At 69.6% G+C, this 15,237-nt stretch carries 13 protein-coding genes; 3 read left to right on the top strand and 10 right to left on the bottom strand.

The features are described 5' to 3' along the window. Positions 1–9: 9 nt before the first annotated feature. The 3 genes from E3O39_RS05240 to aceA all read right to left on the bottom strand — a co-directional run bounded on the left by E3O39_RS05240 (position 10) and on the right by aceA (position 3,761). Positions 10–543: a GNAT family N-acetyltransferase gene (locus E3O39_RS05240; protein ID WP_198413386.1), complete on the bottom strand. Its 534-nt coding sequence runs from the start codon at positions 541–543 to the stop codon at positions 10–12. A 104-nt stretch (positions 544–647) separates the two neighbouring features. Beyond that, on the bottom strand, positions 648–2,318 hold the full coding sequence (gene aceB, locus E3O39_RS05235; RefSeq protein ID WP_370294671.1) for a malate synthase A: 1,671 nt from the start codon (positions 2,316–2,318) through the stop codon (positions 648–650). Between the two features lie 111 nt (positions 2,319–2,429). After that, entirely contained in the window at positions 2,430–3,761 is a 1,332-nt protein-coding gene (gene aceA / locus E3O39_RS05230; RefSeq protein ID WP_134446715.1) for an isocitrate lyase, read from the bottom strand. 141 nt (positions 3,762–3,902) lie between these two features. Here aceA and E3O39_RS05225 point away from each other — a divergent pair, with 141 nt between their 5' ends. Continuing rightward, positions 3,903–5,393 carry a helix-turn-helix transcriptional regulator gene (locus E3O39_RS05225; RefSeq protein ID WP_134446713.1) on the top strand — a complete coding sequence of 497 codons (1,491 nt, stop codon included), beginning with the start codon at positions 3,903–3,905 and terminating at the stop codon, positions 5,391–5,393. Between the two features lie 129 nt (positions 5,394–5,522). On the opposite strand, the gene E3O39_RS05220 is transcribed toward E3O39_RS05225, so the two are convergent. Beyond that, a complete protein-coding gene (locus E3O39_RS05220) occupies positions 5,523–5,981 on the bottom strand; it encodes a MarR family winged helix-turn-helix transcriptional regulator (RefSeq protein ID WP_134446712.1) in 459 nt (152 codons plus the stop codon). Between the two features lie 151 nt (positions 5,982–6,132). On the opposite strand from E3O39_RS05220, the gene E3O39_RS05215 reads away from it, so the two are divergent. After that, entirely contained in the window at positions 6,133–7,353 is a 1,221-nt protein-coding gene (locus E3O39_RS05215; protein ID WP_134446710.1) for an MFS transporter, read from the top strand. On the opposite strand, the gene E3O39_RS05210 is transcribed toward E3O39_RS05215, so the two are convergent. The 3 genes from E3O39_RS05210 to E3O39_RS05200 are packed head-to-tail and all read right to left on the bottom strand — an operon-like array spanning position 7,293 to position 10,770. Continuing rightward, positions 7,293–8,138 (bottom strand): transglutaminase family protein, encoded by an 846-nt coding sequence (locus E3O39_RS05210; protein WP_134446709.1) that lies wholly within the window; start codon positions 8,136–8,138, stop codon positions 7,293–7,295. The two genes, E3O39_RS05215 and E3O39_RS05210, sit on opposite strands and share 61 nt — an antisense overlap. Then, complete coding sequence (locus tag E3O39_RS05205; protein WP_134446707.1) at positions 8,135–9,064, bottom strand: alpha-E domain-containing protein; 930 nt, start codon at positions 9,062–9,064, stop codon at positions 8,135–8,137. Before E3O39_RS05205 ends, E3O39_RS05210 begins: the two co-directional genes overlap by 4 nt. After that, positions 9,058–10,770: a circularly permuted type 2 ATP-grasp protein gene (locus E3O39_RS05200; RefSeq protein ID WP_134446705.1), complete on the bottom strand. Its 1,713-nt coding sequence runs from the start codon at positions 10,768–10,770 to the stop codon at positions 9,058–9,060. The genes E3O39_RS05205 and E3O39_RS05200 overlap by 7 nt, the downstream gene beginning before the upstream one ends. Positions 10,771–10,940: 170 nt before the next feature. Between E3O39_RS05200 and E3O39_RS05195 the strand changes: the two genes are divergently transcribed. Further along, complete coding sequence (locus tag E3O39_RS05195) at positions 10,941–11,873, top strand: ABC transporter ATP-binding protein (protein WP_166787285.1); 933 nt, start codon at positions 10,941–10,943, stop codon at positions 11,871–11,873. Here the strand turns inward: E3O39_RS05195 and E3O39_RS05190 are convergent. From E3O39_RS05190 to E3O39_RS05180, 3 genes are all read right to left on the bottom strand, one after another. Next, positions 11,792–12,547, bottom strand: coding sequence for a GntR family transcriptional regulator (locus tag E3O39_RS05190; RefSeq protein WP_166787284.1), 756 nt, complete (start codon positions 12,545–12,547; stop codon positions 11,792–11,794). The genes E3O39_RS05195 and E3O39_RS05190 overlap by 82 nt on opposite strands. A 149-nt stretch (positions 12,548–12,696) precedes the next feature. Continuing rightward, the gene (locus E3O39_RS05185; RefSeq protein WP_134446699.1) at positions 12,697–13,890 is read right to left on the bottom strand and encodes an acyl-CoA dehydrogenase family protein; all 1,194 of its coding nucleotides are present in this window, start codon (positions 13,888–13,890) and stop codon (positions 12,697–12,699) included. Then, complete coding sequence (locus E3O39_RS05180) at positions 13,887–15,200, bottom strand: CaiB/BaiF CoA-transferase family protein (protein WP_134446697.1); 1,314 nt, start codon at positions 15,198–15,200, stop codon at positions 13,887–13,889. The genes E3O39_RS05185 and E3O39_RS05180 overlap by 4 nt, the downstream gene beginning before the upstream one ends. Between the last annotated feature and the right edge of the window lie 37 nt (positions 15,201–15,237).

Raw genomic sequence — 15,237 nt, 5'->3', positions numbered from 1 at the left:
GCCGCCGGGTCAGAGGGCGCGTTCGAGGACGAAGTCGTCCTCGTACCGGTCGCCGACCAGGAAGTGCTTGGTGCCGACCCGCGCGAAGCCGTGCTTCCCGTAGAAACGGATGGCCCGGGCATTCTCCTGGTTCACCCCGAGCCAGGCGCCCCGCGCGCCGCGATCCCGCGCGGCGTCGAGTGTCGCCGTCATGAGCGCTGCGGCCGCTCCACGCCCGTGGCTTTCGGCGCGCAGGTAACACTTGCTGAGCTCGACGGTCGGGCGGATGCCGATGGCCGCGAGCACCTCAGGGTCACCGGGCTCGCCGAAGATCAGCATGGTGTAGCCGAGGGGAAGACCGGTCTCCGGGTCTTCGGCGAGGAACAGCATCCGCCCGCGGTCGGCGAGGTAGGCGTCGAAGTTCGACTCCGAGAGAACGTCGCGCACGAAGGCCGCGATCGCCTCGTGGGTCGTGTGCGGAGGGCACGCGAGCGCGAAGGTCGCTGCCGCGAGTTCGGCGAGCACCCCGGCATCCGCCGCCCCCGCCGTTCGTATCGATATCACGTCCCCACCCTACCGACCCCGTCGGCCCGCGAAAGCGGGTGAAACGTCGCTAACCAGCGGTCAGAACGACGATTCACCCGCTTTCGCGGAGGTGGGACGGACCGCTACAGGTAGCGGGCGTAGGCGCCGACGGTGAGGAAGGTCGGGAACTCGGGCTCGAGCGCCGAGGTGCGGAAGACCGACAACGCGTCGTCGAAGCGGTCACCGGGAGTGCGGGGCAGGCCGGCGAACACCTCGGCGACGAGGCCGTCCACCCACGGTCCGTCGATGCGCACGCCCTCGGCGGTGACCGAGTTGTCGTGGATCCACTGCCACACCTGCGAGCGGGAGATCTCCGCGGTCGCGGCGTCCTCCATCAGGTTGTCGATCGCCGCGGCCCCCACGCCGCGCAGCCAGGACTCGATGTAGCGCAGCCCGATCGTGATGTTGTCGCGCACGCCGGCGGTGGTGATCTGCCCGCCGACGGATGCGACGTCGAGCAGTTCCGCGGCGGTCACGCTGACGTCGTCGCGGGTACGGTCGAGCTGGTTCGGCCGGTCGCCGAGCACCGCATCGAACTCGGCCTGGGCGGTCGGGATCAGGTCGGGGTGGGCGACCCAGGTGCCGTCGAAACCGTCGCCGGCTTCGCGCTTCTTGTCCGCAGCGACCTGCTCGAGCGCCCGTTCCGTGACAAGCGGATCGCGCCGGTTCGGGATGAAGGCGCTCATGCCGCCGATGGCATACGCGCCGCGGCCGTGGCAGGTCGAGACGAGCAGCTCGGTGTACGCGCGCATGAACGGCACGGTCATCGTGATCTGCTTGCGGTCGGGGAAGACGAACCGGCGCCCGCGGGCGCGGAAGGTCTTGATGATGCTGAAGATGTAGTCCCAGCGGCCGGCGTTGAGGCCCGCACAGTGGTCGCGGAGTTCGTAGAGGATCTCCTCCATCTCGAAGGCGGCCTGGATCGTCTCGATCAGCACGGTCGCGCGGATCGTGCCGTACGGCAGGCCGAGCGCGTCCTCGGAGTGGCTGAAGATGTCGTCCCAGAGCCGGGCCTCGAGGTGGCTCTCCAGCTTCGGCAGGTAGAAGTACGGTCCGCTGCCGCCCTCGATCAGGCGCTGGGCGTTGTGGAAGAAGTACAGGCCGAAGTCGACGAGGCTGCCGGAGGCGCTCATCGTGCGGTTCGCCCGGTCGACGAAGCTGATGTTCTTCTCGACGAGGTGCCAGCCGCGCGGGCGCATCACGATCGTCGGGGTCGCGCCGGTCGCGTCTCCCGTGACGGTGTACTCCTTGCCCTCTGCGCTCGTGAAGTCGAGCTGCCCGCGGACGGTGTCGAACAGGGTGATCTGGCCCTCGATGACGTTGGCCCAGGTGGGGCTCGTTGCGTCCTCCTGGTCGGCGAGCCAGACCTTGGCACCGGAGTTGAGAGCGTTGATGGCCATCTTCCGGTCTGTCGGGCCGGTGATCTCGACGCGGCGGTCTTCGAGGCCGGGGCCCGCGCCGGCGACGCGCCAGCTCGGGTCGCGACGGATGTGCGCGGTTTCGGTGAGGAAGCCGGGGTCGCGCCCGTTGGCGGCGTCAACGCGCTTCCGCAGCCTGGTCGCGAGCAGGTCGTGGCGGGTGCCCGCGAAGCGGTCGTGCAGCTCCGAGACGAAGTCGAGCGCAGCGGGCGTGAGGATCTCGTCGTAGCGGGCACCGAGGTCTCCGGTGACCTCGAGGTGCGGCTGGATCATGGCGAAGCTGCCGGTGTTCGTGGTCGGGGCGACCGTGTCGGTCGTCGCCAGGGGGGAATTCATGGGGTTTCTCCTTCTGGAGGGTGAGGTCGAGGTGTTCGGGGCGGTGAGCGGATGCGGCCGGCCGGGTGGCCGCATCCGCTCGGGGTGAGACGGGTCAGGGCGTAAATCGGGTTAGAACTGCTCGGCCTCTGTGGAACCGACGAGGGCGAGCGTCGCGCTGTTGGGGTTGAGCGCGGTGGCGATCTTGTCGAAGTAGCCGGTGCCGACCTCCCGCTGGTGGCGGGTGGCGGTGTAGCCGTCTGCCTCGGAGGCGAATTCGGCCTCCTGGAGTTCGACGTATGCGCTCATCTGGCGTTCGGAGTAGTCCTTGGCCAGGGTGAACATCGAGTGGTTGAGGGCGTGGAAGCCGGCGAGGGTGATGAACTGGAAGGCGTAGCCTGCCTTCGCGAGCTCGCGCTGGAACGCCTCGATCTGGGCGTCGTCGAGGTGCGACTTCCAGTTGAACGAGGGCGAGCAGTTGTATGCGAGCTTCTTGCCGGGGAACTGCGCGTGGATCTCGGCGGCGAAGCGCTGCGCGAGCTCGAGGTCGGGCTCCGAGCTCTCGACCCAGAGCAGGTCGGCGTACGGCGCGTATGCGAGACCGCGGGCGATGACGACGTCGATGCCGTTCTGGGTGTCGTAGAAGCCCTCCGCGGTGCGCCCGCCGGTGAGGAACTCCTGGTCGCGCTCGTCGATGTCGCTCGTGATGAGCGTGGCGGCGAGGGAGTCGGTGCGCGCGATGATGATCGTCGGCACGCCGGCGACATCCGCTGCGAGACGGGCGGCGTTCAGGGTGCGGATGTGCTGGCCGGTCGGGACGAGGACCTTGCCGCCCATGTGGCCGCACTTCTTCTCGCTCGCGAGCTGGTCTTCCCAGTGCACGCCGGCCGCTCCGGCCTCGATCATCGACTGCATGAGCTCGTAGGCGTTGAGCGGGCCGCCGAAGCCGGCCTCGGCGTCGGCGACGATCGGCGCGAGCCAGTCGATGCCGGTGCCGGTTCCGCCGTTCGCGGCTGCTTCGCTCGACTCGATCTGGTCGGCGCGGAGCAGCGCGTTGTTGATGCGGCGCACGACCGAGGGGACGGAGTTCGCGGGGTAGAGCGACTGGTCGGGGTAGGTCTGGCCGGAGAGGTTGGCGTCGGCGGCGACCTGCCATCCGGAGAGGTAGATCGCCTTGAGGCCGGCGCGCACCTGCTGCACGGCCTGGTTGCCGGTGAGGGCGCCGAGGGCGCGCACCCACTCGGGGTTCTCCGCCGTGCCGTTCTGGTGGATGAGTTTCCAGAGGTTCTCGGCGCCGCGGCGGGCGAGAGTGCGGTCCTCGCGGACAGAGCCGCGAAGGCTGATGACATCCTCCGCGGTGTAGTCGCGGCGGATACCGTTCCAGCGTGCGTCGGCCGCCCACTCGAGGGCGAGTTCGCCGGCGGTCTGGGTCTGGTCGCCGGGGCGGGCTGCGTTCTCGGTCATGCTGTCTCCTTGGGTTTGCGTCATTGCTTGCCTGTGACACCTACTCTGCGGTGGTTGAGCGACCCGAACCCCTCCTGGAATGACAGAAGAAATGAAGTTCTTCTGCTTGCGTGAAGTTCTGCACCGTGTGAACATGGTGCGATGATCACCGCCGATCCCTCCCTGCGCACCGCCCTGTCCCAGCCGGAACCCGACGAGCACGGGATCGACGCCCTGACTCTCGGCCGGCGCATCCGTGAACTGCGGGGTTCCCGCAGGATGACCCTCGACACCCTCGCCGCCGCCGTCGGGCGGGCGCCGTCGCAGGTGTCGATGATCGAGAACGGCAAACGCGAGCCGCGCCTGTCGATGCTGCGCACGATCGCGACCGCGCTCGGTACGACCGTCGACGAGCTGCTCAAGACGGAGGCGCCCTCGGAGCGTGCCGCCCTCGAGATCGCCGTGGAACGGGCCCAGCGGGGGCCGGTCTTCACCGCCCTCGGGCTGCCGCACATCCGGATTGGCCGGTCAACGAGCGATGAGGCGCTGCAGACGATCCTCACCCTGCACCACGAGATCGAGCGCCTGCACCGGGAGCGGGCGGCGACGCCGGAGGAGGCGCGGCGGGCCAACGCCGAACTGCGCGGCATCATGCGCGCGCGGGACAACTATTTCCCCGAGCTCGAGGCCCAGGCGGCCGGGCTTCTGGGCGCGGTCGGCCACCGGGGCGGGCCGGTGCCGCAGCGGGTCGTCGCCGACATGGCCGCGCACCTCGGCTATTCCCTGCACTACGTCGCGGACCTGCCGCACTCGACGCGATCGGTCACCGACAAGCGCAACGGCCGTATCTACCTGCCGATCGAGCAGAGCGCATCCCGGGACACTCGCTCGCCGATCCTCCAGGCCTTCGCGAGCGCACTCTGCGGGCACGAGGAGCCGACAAGTTATGCGGAATTTCTCCGGCAGCGGGTCGAGACCAACTACCTGACGGCGGCGATCCTGCTGCCGGAGGACGACGCCGTGAAACTTCTGACCGAGGCCAAGGCGCAGCGCAACATCTCGATGGAGGACCTCCGCGACGCCTTCGCGGTGTCCTACGAGACGGCCGCGCACCGGTTCACGAATCTCGCGACGGCCCGGCTCGGCATCCCGGTGCACTTCATGAAGGTGCACGAGTCCGGCACGATCATCAAGGCATACGAGAACGACTCAGTGCGGTTCCCGAGCGACGCCCTCGGCGCCGTCGAAGGGACGACGGTCTGCCGCAGCTGGACCGCCCGCACGGTCTTCGACGTCGCCGACCGGTTCAGCCCCTGGTACCAGTACACCGACACCCCGTCCGGCACCTTCTGGTGCACCTCCCGCATCGCGAAGGCGAAGGAGGGTGAGTACTCGGTGAGCGTCGGCGTGCCGTTCTCGGAGACGAAGTGGTTCCTCGGCCGCGAGACGAACAACCGGGCCGTCTCCCGTTGCCCGGACGAGAGCTGCTGCCGCAGCGCCCCCGACGAACTCGCCGAGCGCTGGGCGGGCCAGGCCTGGCCGGCCGCGCGTACCCCGACGAGCCTGCTCGCCGCCCTCCCGACCGGCACCTTCCCCGGCGTCGACCAGACCGAGGTCTACCAGTTCCTGGAATCCCACTCCCCCAGCCTCTGAGTCCCACCCCCTGAGCGGATGCCGCTGCACACCGAAGCGGGTGCCGATCGTCCTGCAGATCTCCACCCCGGCCCGGACGTTCCTTGGAATTCCGGGGCCGGGCATCCGGTCTTCCGGAATCTGCAGGAGCTATGCCACGGGGACGGTGTCGGGGACGCGGTGCAGGGCCTCGACGAGCGGGGCCAGTTCGGGTTTTGCCTCGGCCTCGGCGAGGGCTGTCGCGAGTGTGTCGTCGTAGAGGGGGCGGACATCCGCGAGCAGGGCCTGGCCGGTCGCGGTGAGCTCGGTGTAGATTCCGCGGCGGTCGTCGGCGCAGAGGATGCGGGTGAGCAGGCCGCGATCCTCGAGCCGGTTGACGAGCCGGGTCGTTGCACTGCTGCTGAGCGCGGTCGCGCCGGCGAGCTGCTGCATCCGCATGTGCCAGCCGTGCTGGCGACTGAGCGCATCGAGCACCGTGAACTCGATCACGGAGAGCTCGGCACCGCCCTGGAGCGCGCGCTCGAGGGCCGCCTCGATGAGGCCGTGCAGCGCGGCGAGCGTGCGCCAGCCCTGGGCGCGGATCTCGACGGCGTCGTCTTCGATGCCCATGGTCCACTCCGATTTCCGTCGACCTCGTCGACAAACTAGTTGCTTGCGCGTTTATCTAGCGTGTGCAAGTATTAATGACGCGCCTGCAACTAACAGCGTACGCAGTATGACCGCGTAAGTACAGTTTTCCGCCCCCCAAGGAGTCTCCCGCATGCCCATTGGTCTTTTCGCCCTCGCCCTCGGAGGGTTCGGCATCGGACTCACCGAGTTCGTCATCATGGGCCTCCTGCCGGACCTCGCCTCCGATTTCGGCGTGAGCGAGGCGGCGGCCGGCTGGCTCATCTCCGGCTACGCCCTGAGCGTGGTCATCGGAGCACTCGGCCTCACCGCTGCCGTCACCCGGCTGCCACGCAAGCACGTGCTCATTGCGCTGATGGGGCTTTTCATCCTCGGCAACCTGATCTCGGCGCTCGCACCGACCTACCCGGTCATGATGCTCGGCCGCATCGTCGCCGCCCTCTGCCACGGTGCGTTCTTCGGCATCGGCTCGGTGCTCGCCGCCGACATGGTCGCCCCGACGAAGAAGGCGGGTGCCATCGCGATCATGTTCACGGGCCTCACCGTCGCGAACGTGCTCGGCGTGCCGTTCGGAACCCTCCTCGGCCAGAACCTCGGCTGGCGGGCGACGTTCTGGGCGATCACCGCGATCGGCGTGCTCGCCCTGGTCGGCATCGCGACGCTCGTGCCCGCGACCGCGCACGCCACGGCCGGCGCCGGCGGTCTCCGCGGCGAGCTCAGGGCCTTCCGCTCGAGCCAGGTCTGGCTCTCGATCGCCGTGACCGTGCTCGGCTACGGGGGCATGTTCGGCGCGTTCACCTACATCGCCTTCACCCTCACCGAGGTCAGCGGCTTCGCCGCCGCGAGCGTGCCCTGGCTACTCGTCCTCTTCGGGGTCGGCCTGTTCGTCGGCAACGTCCTCGGCGGCAAGGCGGCCGACCGTTCCGTCGACCGGACCCTCATCGTCGTCCTGGCGGCGCTCGCCGTCGTCCTCGTCGCCTTCGCGCTGACCGCGGGCAGCCAGGGCGCGACGATCGCCTCGCTCGTCCTCCTCGGCGGGTTCGGTTTCGCAACCGTCCCCGGCCTGCAGATGCGGGTGATGAGCTACGCGAGCGAGGCGCCCACGCTCGCCTCCGGCGCGAACATCGCCGCTTTCAACCTCGGCAACGCGCTCGGCGCCCTGCTCGGCGGTCTCACGATCAGCGCGGGCCTCGGCTACACCTCGCCGATCTGGGCCGGCGCGGTCGTCACCGTGGCCGGTCTCGCCGTCATGCTGGTCGCCGCAGCCCGCGCCCGCCGTTCCCGCCCGGCCGATCAGGCCTCGCGGGTGATCTCGACCGTGACGAAGAGCTGGGAGCCCGCTGAGCCTGCGTAGACGCCGCGGAGCGGCGGCACGTCGTTGTAGTCACGGCCGCGGCCGACGGAGACGTGCCGGTCACCGATCTCGATGAGGTTCGTCGGGTCGAATCCGCGCCACTCGCCGCAGAACCACTCGACCCAGGCGTGGGATTCGCCCGTGACGGTCTCGCCGACCTCGGCGTTCGGCTTCGGGTGCAGGTAGCCGGAGACGTACCGGGCCGGGATCCCGACCGAGCGCAGGGCTCCGAGGGCGATGTGTGTGATGTCCTGGCAGACCCCGCGCCGGTCGTTCCAGGCCTCCTCGGCGGTCGAGTGCACGCCCGTGACACCCTGGACGTACTGCATCTGGTCGCCGATCGCGGCACAGATCTCGTAGGCGGCCGAGCAGGAGCTCGTGTGGCGCGCGGCGATCTCGGCGGCGAGCGCCTCAACGTCCATCGGCGGTTTCGTCAGGCGGGTCTGCCGGGAGTGTTCGAAGAGCGTCGAGGTGCGCAGGGCGTCCGCGGCGAGGTCGACCCAGCTGTGTTCGTGGGTCTCGTGCTCGCGCGGCCGGACTTCGACGAGGCTGTTGGCGGTGAGGATCAGCTCGGAATGCGGCGTCAGCACCTCGAACGAGGAGACCCGGGTGCCCCAGTAGTCGGCGTAGTAGTGGTTGCCCGCCGCCGGGCTGATCTCGAGGTTCGAGAACAGCACGAACTGGTCGACCGAACTGACCGGCAGCATCCGCGCCTCGTTGTATGACGCGGCGACTTCGCCTTTGTAGCGGTACCCGGTCGTGTGCCGGATCCGGAGGCGGTTCACGAGGCTTCCCCTGTCCAGGTCGGAACGTTCCCCTTGGGGAAGTACCGGTTGCCGATGGCTTCGGAAGCGGTGCTCGTCGCGTCCTGGACGCGCATCATCTGCAGCGGCAGGTCGTTCAGGATGTCCATGATCGGTCGGTACTCCAGTTGGCTGCGGATCTGGCCGAGCACCCGCTGGGCCTGGCCGGTGACCCCGGCCCGGTCTGTGCGCGGCTCGAGGTCGCGGAGGCACTGTTCGGCGCGCGAAACGGAGAAGACGATGGACCGGGGGAACAACCGGTCCATCAGCAGGTATTCAGCGGCGTTCCGGGCAGAAGGCACTCCGCGGTAGGTGCGCAGGTAGGACTCGTACGCGCCGCAGGAACGCAGGATCGTCGTCCAGGACGGCCCGCTCGCCTCGGTCAGCGACCGGGTCGCGAGGAGGCGTGCCGTCATGTCGGCCTGCTCGAGGCTGCGCCCGAGGGTGAAGAAATGCCAGGCGTCGTCCCGGCTCGCACCGGCCTCGACGATCCCGACGGCGAGCGCGGCGCGTTCCCGCACCCACGCGAAGTAGTCGTGGGTCTTCTCACTCGCGACCTTGCGGGGCATCCGCGCGCTCGTCGTGTTGAGGCACTCCCAGAGTTCGGTCGGCACGATCTCCCGCGCACGACGGGCGTTCTCGCGTGCGGAGGTGATCGAGTACGCGATCGAAGCCGGATGCGTGCGGTCCATGGCGAGGGTGGCGAGAACGTCCTTGCGGGTCAGCTCTCCCTCATCGGGGACGGGGCTGCCCATCAGCTGGAGGAGCGACCGGCAGGCGAGGTTCTCCTCGATCCAGGGATCCTCGAGCAGAAGCTGGAGGTGCACGTCGAGGATGCGGGCGGTGCCGTCGCTGCGCTCGATGTACCGTCCGATCCAGAACAGGCTTTCTGCAATGCGACTCAACATTCCCGGTCCTCCTGCGCCGATGACTTCGATGCCGCCGGCGCCCCTGCGGACACCGGTTGCCTCCCCTGCTGCTGCTGTTGTTGCTCCTGCTGGTCGCTGTTGCCCAGCGGTTTGTCCTGCGGCGAGTGGTCGACGGGGTGCGTGCCCGCCGCCGTCGCCTGGGTGTTCGCGGCCTGGTCGGCCACGAGGCCCTGGATGTTGCGCGCGGAGGACTCGTGGTAGAAATCGGGTTCGAGCCCGATCACCCAGGTGTCCTTCGACCCGCCGCCCTGGCTCGAGTTGACAACGAGCTCACCCTCGGGGAGCGCGACGCGGGTCAGCCCGCCCGGCAGCACCCAGACATCCGTTCCGTCGTTCACGGCGAAGGGGCGCAGGTCGGCGTGGCGCGGCCTCATGCCGTCCTCGACGAGGGTCGGGATGGTCGAGAGCTGCACGACGGGTTGCGCGATCCAGCCGCGCGGGTCCCGCAGCAGCTGCTTCCGCAGTGTCGCGAGCTCCGCCTTCGACGCGGCGGGCCCCACCACGAGGCCCTTGCCCCCCGACCCGTCGACGGGCTTGACCACGAGCTCGTCGAGCCGGTCGAGCACCTCTTCGAGCGCGAGCGGATCCTCGAGCCGCCAGGTGTCGACGTTCGGGATGATCGCGTCTTCGCCGAGGTAGTAGCGGATGAGATCGGGCAGGTAGGTGTAGACGAGCTTGTCGTCTGCAACACCGTTCCCGACCGCGTTGGCGATCGTGACGTTCCCGAGCCTGGCCGCCATCAGCATGCCGGGCGACCCGAGCTGGGAGTCCGCGCGGAACTGGAGCGGGTCGAGGAACTCATCGTCGACCCGGCGGTAGATCACGTCGACCCGGGTGGGGCCCGCGGTCGTGCGCATCCAGACGCGCCCGCCCGAGCAGAACAGGTCGCGGCCCTCGACGAGCTCGACGCCCATCAGCCGGGCGAGCAGGGTGTGCTCGAAGTATGCGGAGTTGAAGACGCCCGGGGTGAGCACGACGACATTGGGGTCGTCGACCCCGGCGGGGGCGGATGCCCTGAGCGCCTGGAGAAGCTTGTTCGGGTAGTCGCCGACCGGGCGCACCCGCATCGAGACGAAGAGTTCGGGGAGCGTCTGCGCCATCACCCGACGGTTGGAGATGACATAGCTCACGCCGCTGGGCACCCGGACGTTGTCCTCGAGTACCCGCCACGCGCCCTTTTCATCGCGGATCAGGTCGATGCCGGAGACCTGGATGCGCACGTTGTTGGCCGAGACGATGCCGGCGGCCTGCCGGTGGAAATGGTTCGACGAACTGATCAGGCTCGCCGGGATGACGCCGTCGTGCACGGCGGCCTGGGGCCCGTAGATATCGGCGAGGAACGCCTCGAGGGCGAGCACGCGCTGCTTGATGCCGGCCTCGACGGTGACCCACTCCGGTTGCTCGATCACCCGAGGAACGGCGTCGAGCGGGAACGGACGCTCTTCCCCGGCGAAGTCGAACGTGACGCCCTGGGCGAGGTAGGAACTCGCGAGCGCCGCCGTGCGGCCCCGCAGCTCCTCCTGGGTCATTCTGGCCAGGGCGCCGTAGACGTCCTTGTACGCTGCACGCGTTTCCGTCGGAGTGAGCGAGGACGGATCCGGGAACATCTCGTCCCAGGCGCTCGCTGACCCCGTCCGTTTCCGACTCTTCGTAGTGGCACCGTAGCCGGTGAACAGGTCAACCATGGTCGGAGCGTAGTCGCCTCATGTTGCGGGATTGTTTCGCCACACCGGCCGTTATTCGTGTATGCAAAGTGACGAAATTTCGGGGAGCTGATTCGACATTCTCGCGAATTTAGCGGAAGATGTGGTCAAGATTGCATACAGCACTGGGAGACGTAATGATTGGCCCGGCCGTGACCCCTTTCCCCGATCCCGAGCTCGCCGTCGCGGCGACCGGAGCCGGGAAACCGGCCACTGCCCCGGCCGCCGCCGATCACCCGGACGAGGATCCCGTGCCTTCGCACGCCTTCCGGGCGAGTTCCGTGCTCGACGTGCGCGGGCTCGGCGTCTCGTCGGCGACAACGACACTTGCCCCGGTGGATGCGATCACCCTGTCGGTCTCCCACGGCGAGTCCCTGGGCCTTGTCGGAACCGTGGCCGCCGGCGCGATCTCGGTGGCGCTCGCGATCGCGGGAGAACTCCCGGAGGGCGCCGCGATCGCGGCGGGCTCGATCCTCGTGGAGGGCGTGGAACTGGTCGGACCCGGTCGCAGCCCGGCGGCACGCCTGCTCGGCACCGTGATCGGTTACCTGCCCGCCGACCCGCTCAGCAGTTTCGACCGCACCCGGTCGGTGAGGAACCAGCTCGCCGGCGCCCTCCGAAAACGCATCGGCGTCACCCCGGACGTCGCGAAGCGGCACATCGTCGACCTGCTCGACCTGGTCGGTGTCGTCGATCCGGCCGCCAGGGCCCGGCAGTATCCGCAGGACCTCGACCCCGTCGTCCTCCACCGGGTGGTCCTGGCCGCCGTCCTCTCCGGCGACCCGGCCCTCGTCATCGCGGTCTCCCCCGGTGCGGGCCTGGAGCCGGACGCCCGGGCCGCGCACGCTACCCTGCTGCGCGACCTCTGGCACGCGAAGGAGTTCGCGCTCCTCGTCGCATCGACCGATTTCGAGATCGTCGCGGAGACCTGTGACCGGGTCGCGGTGGTCGAGGACGGCCGGATCGCCCTGCAGGGGTCTGTGGCCGAGATCCGGAATGCGCGCTACGGCGTGAAGTCGGCCAGGTCGGCCAGGTCGGCCGCGTCGATCGCCTCCGCGTCAAGCGGATTGGCGTCAGCGGGCTGAGCGGCGCCAGGCGTGACGGCGGAAGCGTCGCCCTGGTCCCAGCTCTGCACCGAATTGCGTGCGGCCAGGATGTGCGACCGCATGGACGTCGAGGCCCAGAGCGCGTCGTGCGAGCGGAGGGCGGCCAGGATGTCGCGGTGATGGTGATTGCTCACCGCGCGGAAAGATCCGCTGTCGCGCCGGAAGGCCTTTGCCATCAGTGGCACCCGGCCGACGGAGACGGTCAGGCGGGTGAGCTGGGCGTTCGCGGCGGCGGTGACGATGATGCGGTGGAACTCGGCGTTGAGTTCGCCGAGCCGGGAGATCCCGGCGTCGTCCTTCGCGAGCACGACGTCGTCCATCAGGGTGATCAGTTCGGCGAGACGGTCGAGGTCGCCGTCGGAGATCCGCACCGCGGCGAGGCCTGCCGCGCGGCTCTCGAGCATGGCCCGCAAGTAGTAGGTCTCGCGCATCTGCTCGGTCGTCCAGGCGATGACCGTCGCGCCCTTGTTCGGCACGAACTCGACGAGGCCGGTCTCGTCGAGCCTCCGCAGAGCTTCGCGGATCGGGGTGCGGCTGACGCCGAGTTCCTCGGCGAGCGCCTGCTCGCGCAGGGTGGCGTTACCCGGGATCTCACCGGAGAGGATGCGTCCGCGCAGGTAAGCGAATGCGGCCTGTCCGCCTGTTACCGACACTATTTCCACCCGATGTCCTTGTCGCCACGTACGCGTGTTTCAACTATGACACACGGCGTTCCGGCGACGACGGCGCGAAGGGCCGGGCGGGCCCGCCCGCCGCGAAGTGGGGGTACGGCCGGAAACGACCCGCCGGTGCCCTGGCCGGGTCAGAACGCCGGCATCCCCGTGAGAGCGCGACCGATCACGAGCTGGTGGATCTCGTCCGTGCCCTCGTAGGTGCGGACGGACTCGAGGTTGGCGAGGTGACGCATCACCGGGAATTCGTTCGTCACCCCGTCGCCGCCGAGGATCGACCGGGCGAGGCCGGCGATCCGGATGGCCTCGCGCACGCTGTTGAGCTTGCCGACGCTGATCTGGGCCGGGGAGAGGGTGCCGCGTTCCTTCAGCCGGCCGAGGTGCAGGGCGAGGAGGACGCCCTTCTCGTACTCGACGAGCATGTCGGCCAGTTTGGCCTGGGTGAGCTGCATGGCCCCGATCGGGCGGCCGAACACCTCACGACTGCGCGACCGGGCGATCGCAGCGTCGAGGCAGCTCCTGGCGGCCCCCATCGAGCCCCAGACGATGCCGAATCTCGCCTCGTTCAGGCAACTGAACGGGCCGGAGAGCCCCGTGGCGCCGGGGAGGACGGCATCGGCGGGCAGGCGCACCCCGTCGAGGGTGACGTCGCACTGGATGGACGCGCGCATCGAGAGCTTGCCGGCGATCGGTGTCGCGGTGAACCCCGCCGTCCCGGTGGGAACGAGGAATCCGCGCACCCCGGCATCCGTCTGCGCCCACACCACTGCGACGTCGGCGACGCTCGCGAGGCCGATCCAGCGCTTCGTGCCCGTGAGCACCCAGTCGCCGCCGTCGCGCCTGGCGGTCGTTCGCATCGCGGCGGGGTCGCTGCCGCCGGTCGGTTCGGTGAGGGCGAAGCAGCCGATGAGGGAGCCGGCGGCCATGCCGGGCAGCCAGCGCTGCTTCTGGTCCTCAGTCCCGTACTTGTGGATCGCCGACATGGCGAGCGAGCCCTGCACAGAGACCAGGGTGCGCCAGCCGCTGTCGGCAGCCTCGAGTTCGAGGCAGACGAGGCCGTAGCTCACGGCGCTCGCGCCCGCGCAGCCGTAGCCCTCGAGGTGCATTCCGAGGAAGCCGGCCGCGCCGAGTTCGGGGACGAGTTCGGCGCGGAAGAACCGGTCCTCGAAGTCCTGCTCGATCGTGGGCAGGATGCGGTTGGTCGCGAACGCGCGGGCCTTGCGCGACCAGACGACCTCTTCTGGAGCGAGGAGGTCGTCGAGATCGAAGACCGAGTCGACGAGGGGGCTGGCGACGAGTGGGGTGGGGCGGCCTGATGCGGTCACGAGAGGTCCTGTTCGGTTCGGCGGAGCGCGGTGGGTGGTGCGGGAGTGGGCCTGAATGCGGGTGCGGGGACGGGTACCGGTGCCGGCTCCGCCGAAGCGGCCGCGCCGGGGGCGCTGTGAGCGTCCGGCCCGAGCCAGTCGGCCCCTGCGTGTTCGCCGAGCCGGGGCGGAGGCAGCAGGTAGCCGGCCGGACGGTCGCCGAGGTGGATCGGATTGGCGACCTGCCGGCTGACGCGCCGCGGGTCCGAACCCGAGACGAGCTCGACGACGGACGCGGTTCCGAGACCCTCGGCGAAGGCGAAGGCCTCGCTGATCGAGTTGACGAGTCCGGCTGGCACCCCGGCATCCGTGAGCGTGTCGACCCAGTGCGCCGCGGGATGGGCACGGAGGAGGGCTTCGAGGGCGGGCCGGAGGTCGGCGCGGTGCCGCACCCGGTCGGCGTTGCCGAGGAATCGCGGGTCGGTCGCGAGGCCGGGTGCGCCGAGGAGGCGCACGAGCGTGCGGAACTGGGAATCGGTGCCGACGGCGATCACGAGGTCGCGGTCGGATGCCGCGAAGAGCTCGTACGGGGCGATGCTCGGGTGGGCGTTGCCGAGGCGCGCCGGAGAGTGCCCGGTTGCGAGGGTGCCCGCCGCCTGGTTGGTGAGCGCCGAGAGCAGGGTCGTCAGGAGGTCGACTTCGACGCGCCCTCCGGAGGCCCTGCCCGGGCCGGTGGCCTCGGCCGCGCCGGCATCGCCCCGGGAATCGCGTTCGCGGAGCGCGAGCAGGATGCCGCTGAGCGCGTTGAGTCCGGCGAGCACGTCCACGAGGGCGACGCCGACTTTGCTCGGCTCCCCATCGACCGGGCCGGTCACGCTCATCAGCCCACCGACGGCCTGCACGAGGAGGTCGTAGCCGGGGAGCCGGGCACCGGCACCGAAGCCCGTGATCGAGCAGTAGACGACGCCGGGGTTCGCGGCGCGCACGGCCTCGTAGCCGAGGCCGAACCGCTCCATCACGCCGGGCCGGAAGTTCTCGACCACGACATCCGCCGTGGTCGCGAGGCGCCAGGCCGCCGCCCGTCCCTCGACGGTGCCGAGGTCGCAGACGACCGAACGCTTGTTGCGGTTGACCGCACCGAAGTAGGTGGACGCGCCCTGGGCATCAGTGGGCGGCAACCACTGCCGGGTGTCGTCCCCGGCCGGGCTCTCGATCTTGATCACGTCGGCGCCGAAGTCGGCGAGCATCATCGTGGCATACGGCCCGGCGAGCACGCGCGAGAAATCGGCGACCCTCAGCCGGGGTGCGCGGGCCGACGGTTCGTGCGGCATCAGCTCACCTCGGTCCCCATCGACGCGTCCGGCCGGC

Source organism: Cryobacterium sp. MDB2-A-1, from assembly GCF_004402675.1.
Classification (GTDB): Bacteria; Actinomycetota; Actinomycetes; order Actinomycetales; family Microbacteriaceae; genus Cryobacterium; species Cryobacterium glucosi.
This window is presented reverse-complemented; position numbering and strand designations above follow the sequence as displayed.

Coding starts and splice junctions, on each gene's coding strand:
- aceA (WP_134446715.1), bottom strand. CDS start 3,761: ATGACCGAGAACGCAGCCCGCCCCGGCGACCAGACCCAGACCGCCGGC.
- E3O39_RS05200 (WP_134446705.1), bottom strand. CDS start 10,770: ATGGTTGACCTGTTCACCGGCTACGGTGCCACTACGAAGAGTCGGAAA.
- E3O39_RS05180 (WP_134446697.1), bottom strand. CDS start 15,200: ATGCCGCACGAACCGTCGGCCCGCGCACCCCGGCTGAGGGTCGCCGAT.
- aceB (WP_370294671.1), bottom strand. CDS start 2,318: ATGAATTCCCCCCTGGCGACGACCGACACGGTCGCCCCGACCACGAAC.
- E3O39_RS05205 (WP_134446707.1), bottom strand. CDS start 9,064: ATGTTGAGTCGCATTGCAGAAAGCCTGTTCTGGATCGGACGGTACATC.
- E3O39_RS05215 (WP_134446710.1), top strand. CDS start 6,133: ATGCCCATTGGTCTTTTCGCCCTCGCCCTCGGAGGGTTCGGCATCGGA.
- E3O39_RS05220 (WP_134446712.1), bottom strand. CDS start 5,981: ATGGGCATCGAAGACGACGCCGTCGAGATCCGCGCCCAGGGCTGGCGC.
- E3O39_RS05225 (WP_134446713.1), top strand. CDS start 3,903: ATGATCACCGCCGATCCCTCCCTGCGCACCGCCCTGTCCCAGCCGGAA.